The sequence below is a fragment of the Corynebacterium marinum DSM 44953 genome, assembly GCF_000835165.1.
Taxonomy (GTDB): domain Bacteria; phylum Actinomycetota; class Actinomycetes; order Mycobacteriales; family Mycobacteriaceae; genus Corynebacterium; species Corynebacterium marinum.
In genome coordinates this window covers 1,090,272-1,114,967 of record NZ_CP007790.1, presented here as the reverse complement: position 1 = coordinate 1,114,967, position 24,696 = coordinate 1,090,272, and the positions used below count along the sequence as shown (strand labels likewise).

The 24,696-nt window shown below is 68.6% G+C and carries 21 protein-coding genes; 7 read left to right on the top strand and 14 right to left on the bottom strand.

Translation table 11 applies throughout. From position 1 onward, the window contains the following. Positions 1–20: 20 nt before the first annotated feature. The 10 genes from B840_RS05340 to B840_RS05295 all read right to left on the bottom strand — a co-directional run bounded on the left by B840_RS05340 (position 21) and on the right by B840_RS05295 (position 11,842). Positions 21–677, bottom strand: coding sequence for an exonuclease domain-containing protein (locus B840_RS05340; RefSeq protein ID WP_042621290.1), 657 nt, complete (start codon positions 675–677; stop codon positions 21–23). Next, positions 677–2,533, bottom strand: a complete 1,857-nt coding sequence (locus B840_RS05335) for a DUF294 nucleotidyltransferase-like domain-containing protein (RefSeq protein WP_042621289.1) — start codon at positions 2,531–2,533, stop codon at positions 677–679. The genes B840_RS05340 and B840_RS05335 overlap by 1 nt, the downstream gene beginning before the upstream one ends. A gap of 59 nt (positions 2,534–2,592) precedes the next feature. After that, complete coding sequence (locus tag B840_RS05330; protein ID WP_042621288.1) at positions 2,593–4,074, bottom strand: hypothetical protein; 1,482 nt, start codon at positions 4,072–4,074, stop codon at positions 2,593–2,595. A gap of 42 nt (positions 4,075–4,116) precedes the next feature. Beyond that, complete coding sequence (locus B840_RS05325) at positions 4,117–5,130, bottom strand: 3-isopropylmalate dehydrogenase (RefSeq protein ID WP_042621287.1); 1,014 nt, start codon at positions 5,128–5,130, stop codon at positions 4,117–4,119. A 71-nt stretch (positions 5,131–5,201) separates the two neighbouring features. Continuing rightward, positions 5,202–5,816: a hypothetical protein gene (locus tag B840_RS05320; protein ID WP_042621286.1), complete on the bottom strand. Its 615-nt coding sequence runs from the start codon at positions 5,814–5,816 to the stop codon at positions 5,202–5,204. A gap of 233 nt (positions 5,817–6,049) precedes the next feature. Further along, entirely contained in the window at positions 6,050–6,550 is a 501-nt protein-coding gene (locus B840_RS05315) for a flavin reductase family protein (RefSeq protein ID WP_042621285.1), read from the bottom strand. A 3-nt stretch (positions 6,551–6,553) separates the two neighbouring features. Then, positions 6,554–7,582 carry an acyl-CoA dehydrogenase family protein gene (locus B840_RS05310; protein ID WP_042621284.1) on the bottom strand — a complete coding sequence of 343 codons (1,029 nt, stop codon included), beginning with the start codon at positions 7,580–7,582 and terminating at the stop codon, positions 6,554–6,556. A gap of 2 nt (positions 7,583–7,584) precedes the next feature. After that, positions 7,585–8,133: an OsmC family protein gene (locus tag B840_RS05305; RefSeq protein WP_042621283.1), complete on the bottom strand. Its 549-nt coding sequence runs from the start codon at positions 8,131–8,133 to the stop codon at positions 7,585–7,587. Positions 8,134–8,340: 207 nt separating this feature from the next. Then, on the bottom strand, positions 8,341–9,951 hold the full coding sequence (gene serA, locus B840_RS05300) for a phosphoglycerate dehydrogenase (RefSeq protein WP_042621282.1): 1,611 nt from the start codon (positions 9,949–9,951) through the stop codon (positions 8,341–8,343). 100 nt (positions 9,952–10,051) lie between these two features. Beyond that, positions 10,052–11,842 (bottom strand): GmrSD restriction endonuclease domain-containing protein, encoded by a 1,791-nt coding sequence (locus B840_RS05295; protein WP_042621281.1) that lies wholly within the window; start codon positions 11,840–11,842, stop codon positions 10,052–10,054. Between the two features lie 142 nt (positions 11,843–11,984). Here B840_RS05295 and B840_RS05290 point away from each other — a divergent pair, with 142 nt between their 5' ends. The 3 genes from B840_RS05290 to B840_RS05280 are packed head-to-tail and all read left to right on the top strand — an operon-like array spanning position 11,985 to position 14,453. Then, a complete protein-coding gene (locus B840_RS05290; RefSeq protein WP_042621280.1) occupies positions 11,985–12,965 on the top strand; it encodes an ABC transporter substrate-binding protein in 981 nt (326 codons plus the stop codon). After that, the gene (locus tag B840_RS05285; protein WP_042621279.1) at positions 12,962–13,735 is read left to right on the top strand and encodes an ABC transporter permease; all 774 of its coding nucleotides are present in this window, start codon (positions 12,962–12,964) and stop codon (positions 13,733–13,735) included. The genes B840_RS05290 and B840_RS05285 overlap by 4 nt, the downstream gene beginning before the upstream one ends. Further along, the gene (locus B840_RS05280) at positions 13,728–14,453 is read left to right on the top strand and encodes an ABC transporter ATP-binding protein (RefSeq protein WP_042621278.1); all 726 of its coding nucleotides are present in this window, start codon (positions 13,728–13,730) and stop codon (positions 14,451–14,453) included. Before B840_RS05285 ends, B840_RS05280 begins: the two co-directional genes overlap by 8 nt. A gap of 158 nt (positions 14,454–14,611) precedes the next feature. Here the strand turns inward: B840_RS05280 and ilvC are convergent, their stop codons facing one another. From ilvC to B840_RS05265, 3 genes are all read right to left on the bottom strand, one after another. Then, the gene (gene ilvC / locus B840_RS05275) at positions 14,612–15,625 is read right to left on the bottom strand and encodes a ketol-acid reductoisomerase (RefSeq protein ID WP_042621277.1); all 1,014 of its coding nucleotides are present in this window, start codon (positions 15,623–15,625) and stop codon (positions 14,612–14,614) included. A gap of 127 nt (positions 15,626–15,752) precedes the next feature. Next, positions 15,753–16,268, bottom strand: coding sequence for an acetolactate synthase small subunit (gene ilvN, locus B840_RS05270; protein WP_042621276.1), 516 nt, complete (start codon positions 16,266–16,268; stop codon positions 15,753–15,755). A 4-nt stretch (positions 16,269–16,272) separates the two neighbouring features. Further along, entirely contained in the window at positions 16,273–18,147 is a 1,875-nt protein-coding gene (locus B840_RS05265) for an acetolactate synthase large subunit (protein WP_042621275.1), read from the bottom strand. 314 nt (positions 18,148–18,461) lie between these two features. Here B840_RS05265 and B840_RS05260 point away from each other — a divergent pair, with 314 nt between their 5' ends. The 4 genes from B840_RS05260 to B840_RS13790 are packed head-to-tail and all read left to right on the top strand — an operon-like array spanning position 18,462 to position 23,673. Further along, complete coding sequence (locus B840_RS05260; RefSeq protein ID WP_084603077.1) at positions 18,462–19,994, top strand: mechanosensitive ion channel family protein; 1,533 nt, start codon at positions 18,462–18,464, stop codon at positions 19,992–19,994. Between the two features lie 10 nt (positions 19,995–20,004). Continuing rightward, entirely contained in the window at positions 20,005–20,565 is a 561-nt protein-coding gene (locus B840_RS05255) for a PH domain-containing protein (protein WP_042622540.1), read from the top strand. Further along, positions 20,562–22,400, top strand: a complete 1,839-nt coding sequence (gene ilvD, locus B840_RS05250) for a dihydroxy-acid dehydratase (protein ID WP_042621274.1) — start codon at positions 20,562–20,564, stop codon at positions 22,398–22,400. The genes B840_RS05255 and ilvD overlap by 4 nt, the downstream gene beginning before the upstream one ends. Positions 22,401–22,410: 10 nt before the next feature. Then, positions 22,411–23,673, top strand: coding sequence for a glycosyltransferase 87 family protein (locus tag B840_RS13790; RefSeq protein WP_229676573.1), 1,263 nt, complete (start codon positions 22,411–22,413; stop codon positions 23,671–23,673). Here B840_RS13790 and B840_RS13785 read toward each other — a convergent pair. Further along, positions 23,657–24,628 (bottom strand): DoxX family membrane protein, encoded by a 972-nt coding sequence (locus B840_RS13785; RefSeq protein WP_042621273.1) that lies wholly within the window; start codon positions 24,626–24,628, stop codon positions 23,657–23,659. The genes B840_RS13790 and B840_RS13785 overlap by 17 nt on opposite strands. Positions 24,629–24,696 lie beyond the last annotated feature (68 nt).

The following is a 24,696-nucleotide window of genomic DNA, read 5'->3' as shown; positions in this document are numbered from 1 at the left end:
CTACAATGCGCGCCTTCCGCTCACCCCATGACGTCCTTCAACGTGGACATCGGCAGGGTGGCACGGTGCGCCAGGTACTGCTCCGCGCACGCCAGCGCGTCGGTGAGCGCGTTGTGGTTGTGGTAGTCCGGCAACCCGTAACGCTGGCGGACGCGGGCGAGCCGCAGGTCCTCCCCCCGGGGGTAGGTGCCCATCCGCTCCATGTGGCGGCGTTCGATGGCGAAGGTGTCCACCATGGGGACCTTCAGGGGGGCGTCGAAAAGCCGCTCGCAGGCGAGGGAGAGGAAGCCCTCCTCCATGGCGACGAAGTGGCCGAGCAGCACCCGCCCGGTCAGGGCCCGCAGCAGCTGCCCCACCGCGTCGGCGTGGTCGATGCCCGCCGCGATCTGGTCGTCGGTGAGCTGGTGGATCGTCGCGGATGAGCCCACCGTGAAACCTTCCGCCCCGCGCAGCACGACGTAGCCCGCGCCCGACAGGTCGATCCTGGTGCCGTCGACCGGGACCCAGCCGATCGAGACCAGCTGGTGCTTACCGGGTTTCAGGCCGGTGGTCTCCACGTCGACGGCGAGCAGCGGGAGCTCGTCGAGCGGGGTGTTGTCCGCGGGCGGCCGGGTGGCGTAGAACTCCTTGAGCGGGCCGGTCGCCTTGACCGCGGGATCGCTGCGGAACGGCCACATCAGATGTTCCTCACCGGATACTTCGACGCCAAAGCGTTCTGCATGTCCTTGATGATCTGGAAGCTGTCGCGCAGGTGCTCCCGGTCCATCTTGCCCAGCCTGTTCGGGTCGATCTGGTAGTCCGGCGTCACGTTCTCCCGCAGCTGGAGGGACTGGTGCCGCAGGGTGATTGAGCTGAGATAGTCGAAGGCGTCGACAAGATCCTGCGCGCCCTTGGCGGACACGCCGCCGGCGGCGGCGGCGTCGAGAAGCCGGCGCCTGGTGCCCAGTGCCGTCACGCCGCTGGACAGGGCGAACAGCCGGGCCATCTGGACGATGCCGGCCGTGCCCCCCTTCTTCACGTTGAGGGTGTTGGCGTACTCACCGGAGCGGTCGACGACTAGCCCGCGGAAAAACCCGAGGGGCGGCTCGCGCCGGGCGGCCAGCGCCGCCATGTGCGCGTGCATGCGGCGGGCTCCACGGGCCATGCCCACGGCGTTGTTGTGCACGGTGTCCCCCAGCCCGATGTCGCCCCAGATACCGCGGAAGTCGAAGAAGGTCTGGGCGTGCAGGAGCGCGTCCGGCTCCGGCGCGGTCACCCATACGTGGAAGGTGTCGATCCACTGGGACACCGTCATCCGCCACTGCGGGTTGGAGGCCATCATGTCCCCCGGGCACAGGACCTGGCCCGCGGTGTCCAGGCCGTTGCACACGTAGGAGCTCAACTCGGCGAAGTATTCGCCGTGCTCCGCCTCGACGTAGTCGTCGGACAGCACCATCGCGTTGTCCTGGTCGGAGGCCAGCCCCATCTCGCGCCGGCCCTGGGAACCCAGGACCACGAAGGTGTAGGGCACCGGGGGCGGGCCGAGCCGGTCCTCGCCCAGTTTGAGCAGGCGCCGGGCCAGGGCGTCGGCTGCGATCGTCATGATGCCGGAGGTCTCCTCGGAGGAGGCGCCGCGTTCGATGAAACGCACAGCCACCTCGGACGCCTGCGAATAGGCGTTGCGCAGCTCCTCCGGGGAGTTCCGCCGGGACAGGTCCGCGGTGAGGTAGATCGGGTCGTGCCGCAGCAGGCGCATGACGTCCGCGGTGGTGACGATGCCCGTCAGCTCCCCCTCGTCGACGATCGGGATGTGGTGGATGCGCATCTCCGCCATGATGATCATCGCCTCGAAGGCCAGGGTCTCGGAGGTGACGGTCCGCGGGTTCGGGGTCATGATCCCGGAGACCGGCAGCGAGCTGTCCAGGCCTTTGGCCACGACGCGCCCCCGCAGGTCGCGGTCCGTGACGATGCCCGACAGCCCACCGTTGCCGGTGATGAGCAGGGAGGACACCCGGTGCTGCTCCATCAGCTCGGCGGCTTCCCGGATGCTCGCCTCCGGGGCAATGGAGACGGGGTTGTCGATCTTGAAGTCGCCCAGCCGGGTCCGCAGGACATCCGTGGACTGGTCCTCGCGCAGTTCCGCCGCAGCCGCCCTGATGCGGAGAGACTGGGAGGAGAAGAAGCGCAGGATGTCGGGGTTGCGCTCGGTCAGCGCCAGGAACTCCTCCCGCGGAAGCATCAGCAGGAGGCTGTCCTCCACCGCCACCATGGTGTACCGGGAGGAGTTCTCCCCCACGAGCGTGGAGTAGCCGAAGCTGCGGCCCGCGTCGCGCCGGTCGAGGAGCACCCCGTCCTCGCCGAGGACGTCGACCGCGCCGGAACGGATGATGCGGAGATTGTCGTTGCCCTCCCCGTGCCGGATGATCGTCTCACCGCGGCGCACGTACTCCATGGTCATGTGCGCGGGCAGTTGATCCAGCTCCGCGTCGGGGAGGCGGGTGAAGGGCTCTATGTCAGCGATGAAGTCGCGGACCTCGTCGAGTTCGACCGTCATGGCCTCCAGCGTAGGTCCCCGCCGCCCGCCGGGCGGGGGTTTGCCGGAAAGGGGCTGGCCTACTGGTAGGAGACGAACCAGGGACGGGGTTCGATGCCGTAGGTCTGCTCCGGGGTGAAGGTGGGCTTGTCCTCGTCGATGAAGTTCTTCCACGCCATGAACCAGTCCTCGTCCAGCCCCTGGCGCACCGCGTCCCAGGTGGCGAACTTCTCCTCGGCGACCCCGTGGCCGTCGGCGTGGAGGATGAAGGCCAGCTCGGGGTGGTCGGTGTTGATCTGCTCGCGGTCGCGCAGCATCTGCATCTGGAACTGGTGGACGATCAGGCCCTTCTGCGGCAGGTCGTTGTCGCGCACGAGCTGGGCCAGCCAGTCGGCGACCTCGTTGATCTCCGCGGCCTCGGCGTGGCCGACGCGCTGGAGCGGCTGCTCGCCGGCCTGCAGGTTCCACTCGGGGTCCAGCGCCAGGCCCACGTTGGGCCGGGCGAGCAGTTCCTCGTAGACCTTGGCCTGCTCCAGGAAGCTGGCCTGGCCGGGCTGGAGGTCCAGGAAGGCGTAGCCGCCGGCCTCGGTGATCGCGTCGATGTAGCCGGTGAACTCGGCCGGGTCGCCGACGTTGGTGTACTTGCCGTCTTCGCCGGGGAACTCGGAGGCGACGGTGACGATGATCTCGAAGGCCGGGACGACCGGCAGCTCCTCCAGCGCCTGGTAGTTCTTGATGTGCTCCTCGACGCGCGCGACAGCCTCCGCCGGCGGCTGCTCGCCCATCACTCCGAGGTCCCCGCCCCAGGGGTGGCCGTAGAACGCGATCATGCGGCGGCCGGGGAAGACGAGGCCTCCGCCGCCGGGCAGCTCCCCGTTGGCGGCGAGTTCGACGGCGCGGTCGAAGCGTGCCTGGTCGCCGAACTGCTCGCCGAGGGCCAGGACGTCCTGCTCGGTGACCAGCGACATGGATTCGCTGGTCAGGCGCGGGTCCGGGTAGTCGAGGACGGTCAGTTCGGCACCGGCGGCGCGCGCTGTGGCGGCGGCGGCCACCGAGGTCTCCGGCGTCACCAGCACCGGCGGCATCGCATAGTCCGCCTCAGCCGGCTCGACACCCCCGAGCCCCTCGAGGCCCGCGGTCTCCCCGGGCGCCAGTGCGGCGATGTCCGCCACCGTGACGGGTTCGGGATTCTCGCCGGCGGGCGCGGTGATGATCTCGGGGCCCTCGGGCAGGGGGCCGGTCTCCCCCACCGCGATGATGCGCGTGGCGCCGAGGCGGTCGACCTCGGCGCTGTAGAGCGCGGCGTCGGCAAGCAGCGGCGCGCCCGCGGCGACGGCGATCTCCGCCGCGCGGCGCTGCTCGGCGGGCGCGGGGCCCGAGACGACGACGACGTCGGCGGATTCGAAGAGGCGGCCGACGGTGTCCGCGTCCGCGAGGACCTCGGAGGAGTCCATAGGGAGGGGCGACTGTCCCTCCTCGCCGTTCTCGCCTGCCGAGGTTGTGCACCCCGCCACCAGTGTGAGAGTGGTGGTCATGGCAATTGCGGCAGCCAGTCGCCTCATGGGGGCCCCTTCGGGTGGTGAACTTATGCGGTCGCGTTCACCCTACTTGAGGGCCGCGGCGATGCGGTCTCCGACATCCGTGGTGCGGATCCGGCCTTCCCGCTTCGCGACGTCCGCGGCCACCGCGGCCTCGATCCGCGCCGCGTTGTCCTCGTCCCCGAGGTGGCGCAGCAGCATGGCGGCGGAGAGGATCGCCGCCGTCGGATCGGCGATACCCTGGCCGGCGATGTCGGGGGCGGAGCCGTGGACCGGCTCGAACATCGACGGGTTGGCGCCGGTGGCGTCGATGTTGCCGGAGGCGGCCAGGCCGATGCCGCCGGAGATGGCGCCCGCCTCGTCGGTGATGATGTCGCCGAAGAGGTTGTCGGTGACGATGACGTCGAAACGCGAGGGGTCGGTCACCAGGTAGATGGTGGCGGCGTCGATGTGGGAGTAGTCGACGGTGACCTCCGGATACTCGGTGGCGACCTCGTCGACGGTGCGCTGCCAGAGGCCTCCGCCGTGGACCAGCACGTTGGTCTTGTGCACCAGGGTGAGGTGCTTGTTCCGGGTCATCGCCAGCTCGAAGGCGTACCGGACGACACGCTCGGCGCCGTAGCGGGTGTTCACGGAGGTCTCGTTGGCCACCTCGTGCGGGGTGCCCACGCGGATGGCGCCGCCGTTGCCGGTGTAGGCACCCTCGGTGCCCTCGCGCACGACGACGAAGTCGATCTCGCCGGGGTTCTTCAGCGGGGATTCGACCCCCTCGTAGAGCTTGGAGGGGCGCAGGTTGACGTGGTGGTCGAGTGCGAAACGCATCTTGAGCAGCAGGCCGCGCTCGAGGATTCCGGGCGGGACCTCGCCCGGGGCGCCGATCGCGCCCAGCAGGATGGCGTCGTGCTCGCGGAGGGAGGCCAGGTCAGCGTCGGTGAGGAGCTCGCCGTTGCGCAGGTAGCGGCGCGCGCCGAGGTCGTAGTCGGTGGTCTCGATGTCGTCGCGGACCGCGCGGAGGACCTTGAGGGCCTCGTCGGTGACCTCCGGGCCGATTCCGTCTCCGCCGATGACTGCAAGTTTCATTATGTGGGATCCCTTTCTCACCTGATGGACTTCATCCGAATCCTACCAGCCGCGCAGGGGCCGGCGGAGCGCTACCGGCGGTTGGGGCGCGGACGAAGGAGGAAGCCCCCCAGGATCAGGAGCGCACCGAAGAACACGAGGGCGACGCCGGCCCAGGTGGCGATTGTGCCGATCAGGCCCCAGCCGTAGACGTTGAGGAGCGTGCCGACGAGCATGTTGCCGTTGAACATGGTGTCGAAGCGCAGCAAATCCAGGGAAGCAGCTTCACGGGCAGTCCCGTACCGGGATGTGGAATCCGCGATCTCCTGGGCGACGAGGGCGGAAATGTCCTCTTCGGACGCCTGCGGGTTCCGGGCGGCGACCTCGCCGGTCAGTTCCGCCTGAACCTCAGAGTAGGCGGAGCCGATGCCGGAATAGGTGGCCTTTTCCGGCGGGAGACCCGAGGCGGCGCCGGAAGCGGCCATGTGGTCCTGGATGTAGCCGGCATAGGCCTTGGCATGGTTGCCGTTGGACATCAGTTCACCGGCGAAGGGGCGCAGTTCTTCGGCGGCATGCTGGTCGATGCGGCCGCCCGCAAGCTGACCGTCAATAGCTTCCGCGGTGGGCATGGTGATGTTCTGGCGGTCCATCTCCTCGGCGATGAAGCCGTCGGCGAAGCGACCGCCGGCCAGCGCGGCGATCCCCACGGCGAGGATGATGACACCGACGATGAGGGCGAGTGTTCGGTAGACGGTCCCGGTCAGGGAGCTGGAAGACGGGCCCGAAACGGAGCCGGCGACAGGCGGGAGGGAAACAGGCGCAACGACCTCTGTAATAGTAATACGTTTAGACGTAAATCGTATTATCTTATTGTCGCAAAATTTGTGGCGCACTTCTCAACGACGGCGGATGAGCGCGGCCGCGCCCGGCGAAAGCGCCGCTAGGAGGCGTCGGCGGCCCAGTCATGGGTGCGGCCGCGCTGGTACAGCAGCGGCCGGGCGTCGTCCCCGGTGCCGCACTCCGCCACCGAAATGGTGAGGATGGTGTGGTCCCCGCCCGGGAAGGCGTTGACGATCTCTCCGGCGAACCAGGCCGCGGCGCCGTCGATGAGCGCCACTCCGCGGCCCCGGCGGACGAGGTCCACCCCGGCGAAACGGTCGATACCGCGGACGGAGAACTGCCTGGCCAACCCGCCCTGCCCCTCGGCCAGCACGGAGACCCCGACAGGCGCGCCGACGGTGAGGTGGGGAAGGGATGTCGAGGAGTTGGCCACGCTGAGCACGACCATCGCCGGATCCAGCGACAGCGACGAGAAGGCGCTGACTGTGAGTCCGACGTCCTCTCCCTCGGAACGCGTGGTCACGATGGTGACCCCGGACGGGAAGGTGCCCACGGCCGCCTTCAGTTGGTCACCGGTCACGGTGAGATCGGCGCACGTCATCTGTCAGTTCTCCTTCTGTGCCTTCGCACGGGCCAGCTCCCACTTGAGCTGTGTCTCGGACGGCGACTGTACCGGGATGAAGGCGGCCTCACGGAAACGGCGCGACGCCGGGGAGCTCTGCGCGTACCCGGCACCGCCGGCCACGCGGACCTCCAGGGCAGCCGCGGCGGACGCGACCTCGGCGGCGGCCAGGCGCAGCTCGAGGAGCTTGACGCGGTCGACCACTGCGGCGTCGTCGAGCACCGCCGCAATGAGCTCCTGGGTGTGGATGAGATGGGTGACCTGGTCACGGACCCGCTCCACATCCTCCGTGAGAACCGCATTGATGCCGGTCAGACGGGTGGCGGCGGCGCTGATGGCGGCATCGGCCACGCCGAGGCACTCGGAGGTCTGCAGGATCATGAAGGTCGGGCGCACCGCGGAGATGAACGCCTCGAAGTCGCGGGAGAGGATCTGCCCCTCCGGGACGAAGACGTCCTCCAGAGTGACCCACGCGGAAGAGGTGGCGTTGAGGCCCAGCAGCGCGAACGGGGCGCCCAGGGTCACGCCCTCGGCGTCACCGTCGAAGGCCAGGAGCAGGCGCTCGCCGGCGGGGGTGCGGCCGGCGGTGACGATCACGGCGTCGTCGGCCAGGTTGGAGGCCCAGGCGAGGCGGCCGTTGAGCCGGATGCCGCCGTCGACCGGAGTGGCGGTCAGGTCGATGGTGCCGGCGCCGGCGGCCTCCTTGAAGGCGGGGGCCATACCGGTTACACCGGGACGCTCGCCTGTCTCCAGGGCCGGGAGGATGCGGTGGGCGTACTCGGTGCCCGCGGTCCGCAGGTAGGTGATGACCATGGTGTGGGCCCAGATGCCGAAGGCCACGGACAGATCCTCGCCGGCGATCTGACGCAGCTGACGGGCAGTGTCGCGCAGGCTGTCGCGGACGAACAGCTTCTGCGCGCCGAGCAGCTCCAGCCCGTAGCGGGCCGGGATCTGATTCTTGTCGACGGCCTTGGCGTTCTCGGAGATCTTCTCCAGGATGGCGGTGCTCATGCTCAGACCAGCTCAGAGGTCAGGTTCGCCGGGCGGGTGTAGGTGTTGACCACCGGGGACCACTTGATGGCGTCCTTCTGGATCTGGTCGAGGGTCTCACGGTCGGCGTCCCCCTCGAGGTCGATCTTCACGCGCACGTCGGACACGCCGGGACGCTTGTCCTCGGCGAGGTCGCCGACGCCCCAGGTCGGGGAGACGTCGATGTCGGACTCGATGTCGATGTCGATCTTGGTCAGGGTGACGCCGCGGTGCGTGGCGATGGCCTGGATGCCGACCGAGATGCACGCAGCCAGTCCGGCCTGGGCGATCTCGGTGGGGTTGGGGGCGGTGTCGTCGCCCAGCAGGGCCGGCGGCTCGGAGACCAGGACCGGCTCCAGGTTGCGCACCCGGGTGTAGTTGCGGAACTTGCCGTCGGCCTCAGTGTGGGTGCGGATGACCTTGCGCCCACCCTCGGGGTTGTTGATGTTCTTCTCCGCGAGCTGGGAGAGCTTCTCGGCGTCAATGGGCTCGAGGGGCTGACCGGGCTGGCGGTTCGGGGTGAGGTCGGACATGGTTGTCTCCTATGTGCGCGAACGGGCTTTACTTTCAGAGAGACTAACCCATCTTGTATATAATTGCCATACCGATCAGTCTGTTTAGTCGGTCCGGTCTGTCCACTATGCGCATCAACCAGGACTTTTCGTGGCACTAGACATGAATAAAAGGCCCTCGCCGCGCATGTGCGGCGGGGGCCTTTCGGGGTCCGAAGACCGGTCAGTCTAGTCCAGGTCGAGCTGGACGGACGCGGATGCGCCCAGGGACTCGGCGATCTGCTTCTCCAGGGACGCCGGGACCTCGGCGTCGACGCGCAGGATGAGGATCGCGCCGTCGCCCTTGGCGGCCTGGGTCAGGGCGGCCGCCTCGATGTTGATTCCGGCCTCGCCGAGCTGGGAACCGACCTTGCCCAGGGCTCCCGGGGCATCGGTGTACTCGAGGAAGAGGTTACGGCCCTCGGCGCGCATGTCGAGGCCGCGCTCGTCGATACGCACGATCTTCTCCACGCGGTCCAGGCCGGTGAGGGCGCCGGCCACGGTGCGGGAGGTGCCGTCCGCGCCGATGACCTTGACCTCGACGGAGGAGCGGTGGGTGGTGGATTCGGTGGCGGTACCGACCTTGTAGCCCAGGCCGCGGGTCTCGGCGATGGTCGGGGCGTTGACGAAGGTGACCGGCTCGTCGGTGGTGGCCGAGAACAGGCCGCGGACGGCGGAGAGACCGAGCACGGACAGGTCGTCCTCGGTGGACAGCTCGCCGCGGGCCTCGACCTCGAGGTCGACGGGCGCCGAGCCGAGCAGCTGACCGGCCAGGAGGCCCAGCTTGCGGGTGAGATCCAGCCACAGGGCGACCTCTTCGCCGACACGGCCGCCGGAGACGTTGACGGCGTCCGGCACGAACTCGCCGGCCAGGGCCTTGAGCACGGAAGCGGCGACGTCGGTGCCCGCGCGGTCCTGGGCCTCCTCGGTGGAAGCACCCAGGTGCGGGGTGACGACAACCTGCGGCAGCTCGAACAGCGGGGAATCGGTGCACGGCTCGGTGGAGAACACGTCGAAGCCCGCGCCCCAGATGTGGCCCGACCGGATGGCGTCCGCCAGCGCCTGCTCATCGACCAGGCCGCCGCGGGCGGCGTTGATGATGATCTGGCCCTTCTTCGACTTCGCGAGCAGCTCGGCGTTGAACATGCCGGCCGTCTCCTTGGTCTTGGGCAGGTGGATGGTGATGATGTCCGCGCGGGAGACGAGCTCGTCCAGCTCGACGAGCTCGACGCCCAGCTGCGCGGCGCGGGTCGGGTTCGCGTAGGGGTCGTAGGCGATGATTTCGGTCTCGAAGGCTGCCAGGCGCTGGGCGAACAGCTGGCCGATGTGGCCGAAGCCGACGACGCCGATGGTCTTGCCGAAGATCTCGACGCCCTTGAAGGAGGAGCGCTTCCACTCGCCCTGGCGCAGGGTCGCGTCGGCGGCGGGGATCTGGCGCACGGTGGCCATGAGCAGTGCGACGGCGTGCTCGCAGGCGGAGTGGATGTTGGAGGTCGGAGCGTTGACGACCATGACACCGCGCTCGGTGGCGGCGTCGATGTCGACGTTGTCCAGGCCGACGCCGGCACGGCCGACGATCTTCAGCTTCGGGGCCGCCTCGAGGACCTCGCGGGTGACGGTGGTCGCGGAACGGACCAGCAGTGCGTCAGCCTCCGGGACGGCGGCCAGCAGCTCCGGGGTGTTCGGACCATCGACCCAGCGCACCTCCACAGCGTCTCCGAGCGCGTCTACGGTGGACGGTGCCAGTTTGTCGGCAATAAGGACGACGGGCTTGCTCACGGGTGTGTACTCCTGCTTCATTAATGAGGGCGTGGAACGAATGACACTTTAGTCGGTGGACTTTGACGCCGTGCCATGACCTGCCTATTTATGAGCCACGCCACGTCCACGCCACCCCCGTTCACTCCCGGAAGGCGTCGGGCCCCTCGTCGCCGGCACCGTAATCGCGGTCGTCGACGTCCCTGACCACGGGCTTGCCCATCGCGTGCTCCACCATCCCGAGGAACCTGGACCGGCGGTCCCGGAGGAAACCGTGGAAATCGGAGCGGTGCAGCAGGACCGGGTCGAGCTCGTGGGTGGCCAGGACGGTGTCGAAGTCTGCGTCGTCGAGCAGCGACTTCGTCTGCACCCGGGAGAGATACTGCGTGGGCGGGTAACTCTCGATGACCACCTCGGTGCGCTTGCCCATGGGAGTGCGGTTGAGCACGCTGTCCGCCACGACCGGTTCGATGCCGTTGTCCCGGCACCATTCGGAGGGGAACACCCGGTGGAAACCGGGTTGCAGCTCAGTGAAGGTCCACCGGTCGAAGGGTTGGGAGGTGCGCCAGTCCCGAGCACCGCGACCCATGAGCAGGGCGTAGATCCCCTGGTAGACGCCGGAGTTCTCCCGCACCGAGAACAGCCGCGACTCGGAGAATGTGGCGTCCCGGATGGTCTTGGGGACCTCGGCGGAGACGTCGCAGACCCACTCGGTCACCTGGTCGACGTCCCGGGCCGCCCGGTTGGTCACCGCCGCCGAGCCGTAGAGCTCGCCGAAGATGCCGCACCAGAACCACTGGTTGAGCCTGTCCCACGCCCGGGCCGACGCCAGCGCCTTCGGGGTCTCGGCGAGGCGGGCGAAGATGACCGCCAGCGGAATGAGCTGGGCATTGTACGGCAGCTGCCCGATGGTGAACATGCACCGCTGGGAGAGGAACTCCGCGGTCTCGCGGAAGGTGATCCGCAGCTCGGCCCGCGCCGCAAGGTAGTCCGCCAGGGTGAGGTTGAGGATGTCCTCCCGCTGCCCCTTCGCATGGCCCTGGCGCGAGGTGACCAGAAGGGAGACGGCGGTGAGGAAATCGGTCCGGTCGATCCGGTCGAGCACCGGGTACCGGCGCAGATCGCGGACCGTCTCCTCCCAGTCCCCCGCCATGGAGAAGTCTGGGTCCTCCGTGGCGAACACCGCCGTGAGCAGCTCGAACACGTCCATCTGGAGGCCGGCGGAATTGGCCTGGGCAAAGATGGACCCGATACCCGTCTGGGCGGTCTCCCTGGCCAGGCGGATCATCGGGATGTCGTAGGCCGCGAGGGGCTTGATCACGCGGTCGTAGAAGCGTTTCACGTCCTCCCGGGCGCCCGGGTCGTGGGCGGCGACATCGAAGAGCAGGTCCGTGCCCGACTCCCAGAGCAGCGCGGACACGGGGATGCAACCGTGCTCCACCGCGGCCCCGCGGTCGGTGATGCCCCCGGGGACCTCCGGCCCGAAGTGGGAGCGGACCGTCCCGTCCTCGTCGACGGAGAACACCGCCTCGTCGGGCATCACCTCGGATTCCACCGCCCGGGAGACGTCCACGAAGAAGGTGCGGCGGATCCGCTTGGAACGGAAATCGACGGTGTCCACCGCGCCGTCCCCGCGCAGGCAGTGGTAGAGGGTGGTGAGGCGCTGCTGGCCGTCGAGCAGCAGCAGCCCCGGGGAGGAGGTCGGCGCGGGCGCTCCGGCGATCGGCCGCGGCCGGAATCGCGTGGGGGTATTCCGGGTGTCGAGGGAGAGCAGCGAGCCGACGGGGTAGCCCCGCAGCACGGTGACCAGGAGCGCGCGGATGCGGTCGACGTCCCAGGCGTAGGAACGTTGAAAATCCGGGAGCTGCAGATCCCCGCGGTCGATGCGCGCGAAAAGATCCGGCAGGTCGTAGCTCGGCGTGGTGAAACCCATGGCGATGAGTCTATCCCCGGCCGACCGGCGCCGCTGCGCCGGTCGGCGAATGATATCTGGACAGATCGCCGAACCGACCTGTATGGTGACAGAGTCAAAGACAAGACCGTTCTGTCTATACATTCTGAACCGGAGGTTCCACGTGGCCGCACTCACCCGGCGCACCTTCCTCGGCGCCACCGCCCTCGGCACACTCGGGGTCCTCGGCGGCCGCGCCGTAGGTGCCGTGCCGTCCGGCCCGGATCCCGGCCCCGGGGACACCGTCACCATCGGTTACGTCCCCATCGCGTGCTCCTCCCCGCTGCTCGCCGCCGACGCTCTCGGCGCTTTTCAGCGGCGTGGCCTCGACGTCCGGCTCCGCCGCTTCGCCGGCTGGGCCGACCTGTGGTCCGCCTACCTCACCGGCCAGCTGCACGTCACCCACATGCTCTCCCCCATGGCCGTGACGCCGACCTCCCGGCCCACCTCGCTCGCCTACACCCTCAACACCAACGGCCAGGCCGTCACCATCGCCTCCCGCCTCCACTCCGAGGTCTCCGGCCTGGCCGACCTGCGCGGGCGGGTCATCGGCATCCCCTTCGAGCACTCCATCCATTCGCTGCTGCTGCGCGACCAGCTCGCCGCCCACGGCGTCGACCCCGTCGCCGACCTGGAGCTACGCCTCCTGCGCCCGGCCGACATGGTCGCCCAGCTCGAGGTCGGCGGCATCGACGGGTTCATCGGCCCGGAGCCCTTCAACCAGCGCGCCCTGGCCACCGGTTCCGGCCGTGTCCTGCACATGACCAAGGAATTCTGGGACCGCCACCCCTGCTGCGCCGTCGCCATGGGCGAGGACTGGAGGCAGGCACATCCGGACCAGGCCCTCGCCGTCACCGACGCTTTGGCCGAGGCATCCTCCTTCCTCAACGCCCCGGGCAACCACGCCGAGGCCGCCAGCATGCTCTCGCGCGAGATCTACCTCAACCAGCCCGCCGCCCTCATCTCCCCCGTCCTGCAGGGCGCGTACCGGAACTGGGCCGGCGAGGACGTCGTCGACCCCGAGCGCATCCACTTCGGCGACTCCACCGACCCCGCCGCCACCGCCTGGATGCGCGAACAGCTCACCCGTTGGGAGCTCGCATGACCGACCGCCTGAAGGCCGGACTCCTCGGTCTGGTTCTGTTTGTCCTGTTCATCCTCGGCTGGCAGGGCGCGGTCTCCACCGGCCTGATCGCCGACCTCGCCCCCACCCCAGGCGGTGTGTGGACGCGCGGCGTCGAGATCCTCTCCGACCCCTTCTACCGGGAGGGCCCGGGCAGCGTCGGAATCTTCTGGCACCTGCTCACCAGCCTGCAGCGGGTGGTCGTCGGCTTCCTCATCGCCGCGGTGATCGCCATCCCGCTGGGCTTCCTCCTCGGCCGGGTGCAGATCCTGCGCTGGGCCGTCGACCCCCTCATCCAGATCCTCCGGCCGGTCTCCCCGCTCGCGTGGCTGCCCATCGGCCTCGCCCTGCTCCTCGACGCCGAGCGCACCGCCGTCTTCGTCATCGTCCTGTCCGCGTTGTGGCCGATCCTCATCAACACCATCGACGCGGTCCTCCACATCCACCCGACCTACCTCAAACTGACCACCACCCTGGGCACGCCCCTGTGGTTGGCGGTCACCCGGGTCTGGCTGCCGGCCACCCTGCCCGGCATCATCACGGGCCTGCGACTGTCCCTGTCCACCTCGTGGCTGGTCATCATCGCCGCGGAGATGCTCGTCGGCGGCCAGGGCATCGGCTTCTTCGTGTGGAACATGTGGAACCGCCTGGATATCGACGCCATCGTCGTCGCCATCGTCCTCATCGGCCTGACCGGCCTCATCCTCGACCACCTCATCGGAGCACTGCAGAAGACGGTCCGCTATGACTAACACCATTACCCTCGAGCAGATCACCCGCTCCTACGGCCCCACCCGCATCATCGCGCCGACCTCCGTCGACGTCGCCCCGGGCCAGTTCGTCTCCCTCCTCGGCCCCTCCGGCTGCGGGAAATCGACGATCCTGTCCATGATCGCCGGCCTCGACCAGCCCTCCACCGGCGAAGTCACCGTCGGGGGGCGCAGCGCCGTCGTCTTCCAGGACCACGCCCTGCTCCCCTGGCTCACCGCCCGCGGCAACATCGAATTCGGCCTGCGCTCCGTCCGACCGGAACTCTCCGCCGCCGAACGCCGTGAGATCGCCGACCGGCACCTGGACCTGGTGGGCCTCGCCCACGCCGCCGACCGCCGCCCCGCCCGCCTCTCCGGCGGAATGCAGCAGCGCGTCGGCATCGCCCGCGCCTTCGCCGTCGAACCCGAGATCCTGCTTCTCGACGAACCTTTCGGCGCCCTCGACGCCCTCACCCGCCGCGAACTCCAGCTGGAGCTGCTGGGCCTCTGGGAGGCGGACCGCCGCACCGTCGTCATGGTCACCCACGACGTCGACGAGGCGATCCTGCTCTCCGACCGCATCCTGGTGATGTCGCCCTCCCCCGACGCCACCGTCATCGCCGACATCGCGGTGGATCTTCCCCGCCCCCGCCATGATGTCGAGCCCCCCGCCGAGCTGCGACGCGAACTGCTGGGGCTGTTGCATCCGAGGTCCGCTTAGGCTGCGGGCCTCGACCGGCCCTGAACCCGGGGTTTCTGGTTGTCCCCTGCGCAGATGCGGCGGGGACAACCAGAAACCCCGGGTTCAGGGCGTGGGGCGGACAGACAGAAAGGCCCCCGGGCAGGAGCCCGGGAGCCTGTTCTGACGATCGCGACTGTTTAGGCGGTCGCGGTGAGCGGGTTCTTGACCCAGCTCATGAGGTCGCGCAGCTTGGCGCCGGTCTCCTCGATCGGGTGCTCGGCGTACTGCTTACGCAGGCCCTCGAGCTCCGTGTTGCCGTTCTCGACGTTGGCGATGAGGCGCTTGGTGAAGGTGCCGTCCTGGATGTCGGTCAGGATGTCCTTCATGCGGAGCTTGGTGTCGGCGTCGATGACGCGCGGGCCGGAGAGGTAGCCGCCGAACTCTGCGGTGTCGGAGACCGAGTAGTTCATGTTGGCGATGCCGCCCTCGAACATCAGGTCGACGATGAGCTTGAGCTCGTGGAGGACCTCGAAGTAGGCCATCTCCGGCTCGTAGCCGGCCTCGGTGAGGACCTCGAAGCCGGTCTTGACGAGCTCCTCGGTGCCACCGCAGAGGACAGCCTGCTCGCCGAAGAGGTCGGTGACGGTCTCGGCCTCGAAGGTGGTGGGGATGACGCCCGCGCGGGCGCCACCGATGGCCGCGGCGTAGGACAGTGCCAGCGCCTGGCCGTCGCCCTTCGGGTCCTGGTCGATGGCGATGAGGCAGGGGACGCCCTTGCCGTCGACGAACTGGCGGCGGACGAGGTGGCCCGGGCCCTTCGGGGCGACCATGCCGACGACGACGTTGTCGGCCGGCTTGATCAGGTCGAAGTGGATGTTCAGGCCGTGGCCGAAGAGCAGTGCGTCGCCGTCGTTGAGGTTCGGCTCGATGTCGTTGGTGAAGATGGAGGCCTGGGAGGTGTCCGGGGCCAGCAGCATGATGACGTCGGCCCAGCGGGAAGCGTCGGCGTTGTTCTTGACCTCGAAGCCGGCCTCCTTGGCCTTCTCGGCGGACTTGGAGCCGTCGCGCAGGCCGATGACGACCTCGACACCGGAGTCACGGAGGTTCTGGGCGTGGGCGTGGCCCTGGGAGCCGTAGCCGATGATGGCGACCTTGCGGCCCTGGATCAGGGAGAGGTCTGCGTCAGCGTCGTAAAGCAGTTCAATAGCCATGGGAGAAATTCTCGCCTTTCGTTTTATACAGATGCTGATGTTGTTTGTACCACATCATGAGACAGGACTACCCCACCAGGTGGACTTAATATCCAGACCGTCTCACCAGGTGGGATTTTCTTGGGTTTTATTTGGAGGGTGCCATCGTCTTCGGGCCGCGGTTGAGCGCGATCTGTCCGGACTGGACGAGTTCGCGCACGCCGAAGGGCTCGAGAACCTCCAGCAGCGCACGGAGCTTGCCCGGGGTGCCGGTGGCCTCGATGACGACGGAATCCTGCGCGACGTCGACGACGCGGGCGCGGAAGATGTTCGCGGCGTCGACCACCTGCGGGCGGTTGGTGTTGTCCGCGTTGACCTTCACCAGCATAATGCCGCGGGCGATGGTGGAGTCCTCCTCGAGGCGGACGACCTTGAGCACCGGGATGATCTTGTTCAGCTGCTTGGTCACCTGCTCGATGACCAGCTCGTTGGCGTCGACCACGATCGTGATGCGGTTGATTCCCGCGGTTTCGGTGTTCGCCGAGACCAGCGAGACGAGGTTGTAGCCGCGGCGGGTGAACATGCCGGCCACGCGCGAGATGATGCCGTCGACGTCCTGGACGAGGACGCTGAGCGTGTTGCGGACGATATCGGTGGGAGCCATGTTCCTAGTTCTCCTTCTGCTCGAACGACTCGTCGATGACCTCATCGATGGCGGCCGGGGACTCACCGGCGGACTCTTCCTCGTCGAAGAACGGGCGCAGGCCGCGCGCGTACTCGATGTCCGAGTTGGAGGCGCCTGCGGCGACCATGGGCCAGACCTGCGCGTCCTCGCCGACGATGAACTCGACGACGACGGGGCGGTCGTTGATCTCGCGCGCCTTCTGGATCGCCGGGATGACCTCCTCTGCCTTGGTCACCCGGATCGCGGCGCAGCCGAGCGCCTCGGAGAGCTGGACGAAGTCCGGGACGTAGGTGTCGCCGGAGCCCAGCTTGGTGTTGGAGTAGCGGCCCTCGTAGAACAGGGTCTGCCACTGGCGGACCATGCCCAGGTTGCCGTTGTTGATGAGGGCGACCTTGATCGGGAAGTCCTCGACGGCGGCGGTGGTCAGCTCCTGGTTGGTCATCTGGAAGCAACCGTCGCCGTCGATGGCCCAGACCTCCTTGTCCGGCAGGCCGGCCTTCGCGCCCATGGCGGCGGGCACGGCGTAGCCCATGGTGCCCAGGCCGCCGGAGTTGAGCCAGGTGCGCGGCTGCTCGAAGTCGATGAACTGCGCTGCCCACATCTGGTGCTGGCCGACGCCGGCGACGTAGATGGCGTCCGGCCCGACCTCCTTCGACAGCGTCTCGATGACGAACTGCGGGGAGAGCATGCCGTCGGACTGCTCCTCGTAACCCCGCGGGAAGCGCCCCTTGAGCTCGGTGAGGTACTCGACCCACGGGCCGACGGCCGGTGTGTTGAGGTTCTTCTGGGAGCGGTAGGTGCGCAGCAAAGCGGAGAGGACCTCCCGGGCGTCGCCGACGATCGGGACGGCGACCTCGCGGATCTTGCCGATCTCGGCCGGATCGATGTCCGCGTGGATGACCTTGGCGTCCGGGGCGAAGTACTCGAGGTTGCCGGTGACGCGGTCGTCGAAACGCGCGCCGATGGCGATGAGCAGGTCGGAACGCTGCATCGCACCGATGGCCGGGACGGTGCCGTGCATGCCGGGCATACCCATGTGCAGCGGGTGGGACTCCGGGAAAGCGCCCAGTGCCATCAGGGTGGTCACGACCGGGATGCCCGTGTACTCGGCGAACTCCAGCAGCTCCCGGTTGGCGTCGGCCTTGATGACACCGCCGCCGATGTAGAGGCAGGGACGCTCAGCCTCGGAGATGAGCTGGACCGCCTGGGTGATCTGGCGGGAGTGCGGCGTGGTGACCGGCTTGTAGCCCGGCAGGTCCATCTTCGGCGGCCAGACGAAGTCGAACTCCGCGTTCTGGATGTCCTTCGGGACGTCCACCAGGACCGGGCCCGGGCGCCCCGTCAGCGCGAGGTGGAATGCCTCGGCCAGGGTGCGGGCGATGTCGTTGGGGTCGGTGACCATGAAGTTGTGCTTCGTGATCGGCATGGTGATTCCCCGGATGTCCGCCTCCTGGAAGGCGTCCGTGCCCAGCAGGCTCCGGCCGACCTGGCCCGTGATGGCGACCATCGGGACGGAGTCCAGATTGGCGTCGGCCAGCGGGGTGACCAGGTTGGTCGCGCCCGGGCCGGAGGTGGCGATGCACACGCCGACCTTGCCGGTGACCTGGGCGTAACCGGTGGCGGCGTGGCCCGAGCCCTGCTCATGGCGCACCAGCACGTGACGCAGCCTGGTGGACGAGAACAGGGGATCGTACAGGGGGAGGATGGCTCCTCCGGGCAGGCCGAAGACGATATCGGTGCCCAGCTCCTCGAGGGACCTGACGATCGCCTGGGCACCGGTCATCCGCTCCGGGGCGGCTGCCGCACCCGGGGCCTTCTTGGCGACCGTGGCCGGGGTGGGCGATTGCGAAGCTGCCACGTTATTTAGCTCCTAATTCACAAGGACAATGCAGTTGGGGACGCTGTCCGGGAGCCGACCCCCCTGGTGCGGGGCGGCGACGCCGGACGGCGGGCGGCGACAAAAGTTGTCTGTGACCATTGTTGACCACTGATGACCACTAATGACAAAGCCCCCGAACAGGCACTGATGGTGGGTGCTGTCGAGGGCGCTTGTCGATACGACCGGGTAGCGAGTCGTTACGGCAGGCGCCGCGCAGCTACTACCACGAGTCGAATGTTGATCATGGTCACGATCATACACACCGATTTTGCGGAAGTCGTATCGTGGTCGGCATGCCCGTCACCTATCTACTCACCAGTGCCTGGCGGTGGGTCGCCGATGTGGGCCTCACCCTCGCGATCCTGCTCGTCATCGCCCTCCTTATCCCTCGTGTCGCCCGCTTCGCCCAGCGATGGCTGGCCCACGGCATCGAGGAGAACACCGACGCGGACGAGTCGAAGGCACGGCTGGCCCTGACCGGCGTGGCCGTCTACATCGCCCAGATCATCGCCTTCTTCGTGCTGCTGGTTTTTCTCCTGCAGACCCTCGGCTTCTCCCTGGCCGGCGCCGCCATCCCCGCCACCGTGGTCTCCGCGGCCGTCGGCTTCGGCGCGCAGTCGATCATCGCCGACTTCCTCGCCGGCCTGTTCATCCTCACGGAGAAACAGTTCGGCGTCGGCGACTGGGTCCGCTTCGAGGGCAACGGCATCGTCGTCGAAGGCACCGTCATCCAGGTCACGATGCGCGCCACCCGCATCCGCACACTCGCGCAGGAGACGGTCATCGTCTCCAACTCCACCGCCCGGGTGGCCATCAACTCCTCCAACTACTGGTCCCGCGCCGTCGTGGTCATGCCCGTCCCCCTGTTGGGATCCACCGACACGAAGGAGGCCATCGACCGCTCCGAAGCCGCCACCCGCCGCGCCCTGCGCCGCCCGGATGTGGCGAAGGAGCTCATCGGCGAACTCGACGTCCACCCGGCGGTCAACGTCACACCACCGGCGACCGTCGGCATGCCGTGGACCATGGACATGCGCTTCATGATCCAGGTCCAGGCAGGCTCCCAGTGGCTGGTCGAACGCGCCATCCGCGCCGAGATCCTCGACGAGTTCTGGAGCGAGTACGGTTCCGCCCCGACCATCACCGGCGACGTGAAGGACCGCGTCGAGTCGGTCACCACCCGAGCCATGTCCGGCGCCCCGCTCATCGACGCCCCCATGCCCGGCGTCCACGACTCCGCCGGAGACGAGGAGTCGACCGTCCCGCCGGAATTCGCGGACGAGGAGGGCCGCGACCCGGCCGTCGTCGACCGCGGTGTCCAGGGCGACGAGCCCGAGGACACCGTCGAGGAGGAAACCCCGGCAGGCGGCGTATTCCGCAACACCTCCCCGAACTCCCGGTGGAACCGCCTCGCCTCCGTCGGCGGCCGGGTCCGCCCCTCCACGACGTACCTCTTCGCCGCGCTCTACGTGCTCCTGGTGCTCAAGAGCCTGACAGTCGAGGCTGGCGAGGACGGGGAAGGGCCCTCCGGGATTCTCGCCCCGCCGGCGGCGAACACCGCCCCCACCACCCCGCCCGCCGCTCCCACGCCGGACGTCGCCCCCGAGCCCACCGTGCCCACGCAGCCGGCGACCCCGACGCCCACGCAGCCGATCCCCACCCAGGAGGGCACCACGACGCCGGCACCCGGCCAGGGCACCGCCCCGGCCCAGCAACCGCAGCCGAACCAGGCGCCCGCCCCGGAAACGGGGACGGGAGCAGGAACGGAAACGGGGACGCAGCCGCAGGTCACCCCGGAGACCGGCGCGCCCACCACCCTCAACTAGCATGGGCCGCATGAGTTCAGACGCTGCGCCCGCAGATTCCGTGCAGTTCCAGCCGGAACGAACCAACGTCCTCGCTGCCGTCCTGATGATCGGCATCTCACTGCTGATCATCGGGTCCGCCCCGCTCTACCTGTTCTGGATCCTCCTCATCCCCCTGGCCTTCCTCTACTGGGTCCTGCGGGCCCGGACGACGGTGGGGGAAGACGGCGTCGATATCCGGTACGCCTTCCGCGGATCCCGCTCCATCGGCTGGGACAAGCTGGCCGGAATCGGGTTCAAGGGCGCACGCGCGCTGCTGACCACCAAGGACGGCCGCACGCACCCGATGCCCGGCATCTCCTTCAACTCCCTGCCGGAGCTGTCGAAGGCGTCGCGCGGCCGGATTCCGGACGTGCTCACCTCCGCCCGGGAGGCCGCCGACGACAAGGTGACCATCATCCGGCGCGACGGCGAGGAAATCCTCGTGACCAAGGAGGAGTACGCTGCTCGTCAGGCCGCGAGGGAGGCCGCCGAGGACCTCCCTGCGAAGGACCTCCCCGATAACACAGATAATTCAAGGAGCATTCAGTGATCCCGCTTCGTTCCCGCGTCACCACCGTCGGCCGTAACGCCGCAGGCGCCCGTGCCCTGTGGCGCGCCACCGGCACCAAGGAAGAGGAGTTCGGCAAGCCGATCGTCGCGATCGTCAACTCCTACACCCAGTTCGTCCCGGGTCACGTGCACCTGAAGAACGTCGGCGACATCGTCGCCGACGCCGTCCGCGCCGCCGGCGGCGTGCCGAAGGAGTTCCACACCATCGCCGTCGACGACGGCATCGCCATGGGCCACGGCGGCATGCTCTACTCGCTGCCCAGCCGCGAGATCATCGCCGATTCCGTCGAGTACATGGTCAACGCGCACACCGCCGACGCCATGGTCTGCATCTCCAACTGCGACAAGATCACCCCGGGTATGCTCAACGCCGCGCTGCGGCTGAACATCCCCGCGGTCTTCGTCTCCGGCGGCCCGATGGAGGCCGGCAAGGCCGTCGTCGTGGACGGCGTGGCCCAGGCTCCCACCGACCTGATCACCGCCATCGCCGCCTCCGCGAACGACGCCGTCTCCGACGCTGACCTGGCCACCATCGAGGAGTCCGCCTGCCCGACCTGCGGCTCCTGCTCCGGCATGTTCACCGCGAACTCGATGAACTGCCTCACCGAGGCCCTCGGGCTGTCGCTGCCGGGCAACGGCACCACCCTGGCCACGCACTCCGCGCGCCGCCAGCTGTTCGAGCAGGCCGGCGAGACCATCGTCGAGCTGTGCCGCCGTTACTACGGCGGGGAGGACGAGTCCGTCCTGCCGCGCAACGTGGCCACCAAGAACGCCTTCCGCAACGCCATGGCGCTGGACATGGCCATGGGCGGTTCCACCAACACCATCCTGCACACCCTCGCCGCCGCGCAGGAAGGCGAGATCGACTTCACCCTCTCGGACATCGAGGAGATCTCCCACCGGGTCCCGTGCCTGTCCAAGGTCGCCCCGAACGGCATCTACCACGTCGAGGACGTCCACCGCGCAGGAGGCATCCCCGCGATCCTGGGCGAGCTGCGCCGGGCGAACCTGCTCAACGAGGACGTCCACACCATCTCCTACGACTCGCTCGGCGAGTGGCTGGATGACTGGGACGTCCGCGGCGACAAGGCGACCGAGCAGGCCGTGGAGCTCTTCCACGCCGCCCCGGGCGGCGTCCGCACCACCCAGCCCTTCTCCACGGACAACAGGTGGAGCTCGCTGGACACCGACGCGGCGGACGGCTGCATCCACGACGTGGAGCACGCGCACTCCGCCGACGGCGGCCTGGTGGTCCTGCGCGGCAACCTCGCCCCGGACGGCTCCGTGCTCAAGACCGCCGGAGTCAAGGAGGAGCTCTGGACTTTCACGGGTCCGGCCCGCGTCGTCGACTCCCAGGAAGCGGCCGTCTCCACCATCCTCAAGCGGGAGGTCCAGCCCGGCGAGGTCGTGGTCATCCGCTACGAGGGTCCGGCCGGCGGCCCGGGCATGCAGGAGATGCTGCACCCGACGTCCTTCCTCAAGGGAGCTGGCCTGGGCGAGGCCTGCGCGCTGATCACCGACGGCCGCTTCTCCGGCGGCACCTCGGGGCTGTCCATCGGCCACATCTCCCCCGAGGCAGCCCACGGCGGCATCATCGGGCTGGTCCGCAACGGCGACCCGATCACCATCGACGTGCAGACGCGCCGGCTCTCGCTGGATCTGCCGGACGAGGAGATCGAGGCCCGCCGCGCCGAGATGGAGGCCAGCGAGAAGCCGTGGACCCCGAAGCGCGAGCGCGTGGTCTCCAAGGCACTGCGTGCTTACGCCGCCATGGCCACCTCGGCCGATAAGGGTGCGGTCCGCCAGGTCGACTAACATCGGCCGGGTGAGTTCCCCCGACACGTCCCCCAAGCCCGCGATTCTTCCCACGGACACCATTCTCAAGATGGTGACGGCCCTGGGACTGGTCGCGGGCTTCGGCGTGACCGGGCGGCAGCTGATGATCACCGACTTCCCCGTCGACATGATCATCTACCGGTCGGGTGTCCGCGCCTTCCTCGAGGGCGGAGAGATGTACTCCGTGCCCATGTACGCAGGTGACCTGGCGCTGCCGTTCATCTACCCCCCGTTCGGCGCCCTCATCCTCGTGCCGTTGAGCATTTTCGACGTCATCCACAGCGATCTCGCCGGCGACATCATGATCATGGTCTCTTCGGCGCTGATCATCGCCTGCCTGTGGTTCGTGCTGGGGGCGGTGGCCCGCGGGAGCGTCGACAAGCTGAGTCTCGCCGCCCTCACAGCGGCGACCTGGCCGGTGGCGCTGCTCATCGAGCCGGTGTGGCTGAACTCCGGGTTCGCGCAGATCAACGTGGTGATCATGGCGCTGGTGATCCTCGACCTGGTGCCGCGCAAGCGTTTCCTGCCGCAGGGCAGCCTCATCGGCATCGCCGCGGCCATCAAGATCACTCCCCTGGCGATGCTGCTGTTCTTCCTGCTGCGCCGTGATTTCCGCGCGATCCTCGTCGCTGGGGCCTCCGCGCTCCTCGCCACGGGCGTCGCGGCCCTGATCCGCTGGGACGCCACCGTCGACTACTTCTCCACTGTGCTGCTGGGTATGGGCACCGACAGCGAGTTCGGCGTGAGCACCGTCTACCAGTCCAACAGCTCGCTCAAGGGCATGCTCATGCGCTGGTGGACCAGTGACGCGGCACTCGACGCGAACAGCACCCTGACCAACGTCATCTGGCTGGTGGCGGCGCTGCTGACGATCGTGCTCGGCGGGTGGCTGATGGTCGCGCTCTTCCGGCGCGACATGCTTGTCGACGCCGCCCTGGTCAACGCCCTCATCATGCTGCTGATCTCCCCGGTGTCCTGGTCGCACCACTGGATCTGGCTGACGCTGATCCTCCCGGTGCTGGCATGGCGCTGCCTGACGGTCCTGCGCGCCCCCGTCGCGCTCTCCGCCCTGGTGTTCACCTGGGCGGCGCTCGTGCTCACCCAGCCCCCGAAATGGTGGTACGGCGACGCCATCGACGTCCACTATCTCACCGGAGTCGAGAAATTCCTCGTCTCCGATTTCGTGTGGCTGGGCATCGCCGTACTGGTGGCCTGGGCATTCGCCCTGCGGCGGGTTAAGCCAGCGGGTTGATGCCCGCGCCGAACCACCACAGTGCCACGCCGCCGGCGATGGCCAGCAGGACGAAGAGCCAGGAGCTGAGCAGCGGGCGACGCGCCCAGCTGCGGCCGTAGTCGAGGGAGACGAAGCCCGGGCCGGTGAACTGCAGTGCCAGGGAACTGCCCAGGAGCACCAACGACAGCCACACCGATTCCGGCCAGGCGAAGACATCGATTCCCGCGCCGGAGGTGGTCAGCTCGTGCAGGGCGGTGAAAGAGGTGGCGATGGTCGCCAGCATGGCGAAGACCGGCGTGATCAGGCCCAGGACGAGGAACACGCCGGCGGCGAGCTGCAGCGACGGGATGACGATGGCCAGGCCCTCGGGCGCGAGGTAACCGGAGTAGTCGGCCTCCAGGCCGGACAGGCCGGGGTTGCCGCCGAGACGGAAGAAGGTGCCCACGGCCTCGAGGATGAGCCACAGCCCCAGCATGAGACGGATGATGAAAAGGCCGAAGTCGATGGTGCCGCGGCGGTGGTCGCGGACGTCCGCCTCATCCACCGGCGCCGTAGCGACCGGGGCCGGGGCCGGGGCCACCGGAGCCGAGGCTGGGCCTGGGGCTGGTGCTACGGTGGTCGGCTGCTCCTGCGCACGGTCGTAGGCGAAGGTCTCGTACGCGGTGCTGCCGCCCGGCGCCGCGAAGTCCTGGTCGGCGTAGGTAGGTTGGGCGGAGGGGGCGGAAGGCTGCGCCGGGGGGATCTCCTGGGGCTCCGCGCGGCCGGTCCGGCCGAAGGCGCCGGTAGTGGCGGCGGTGCCGGAGGTCTCCGGGAACTGCGTGGTGGCGTCGTTGCCACCCGAGGGGCGGGCGCTGGCCGCCGTCGAACCGGCGGGCTGGTCGGCGGCTGGGGCGTCCTGCCGGTAGGTGGGCACATCGAGGCCGTCGGCGTCGTAGGACCCTGCTCGGTCGGGGTTCTGGTTTTTGTCGCTCATACCGCCAGGTTAGGACAATCCCGCGCTGCAGGTCCGACTTGAGCGGGCGAGCCGCGTTGCGGAAAGCC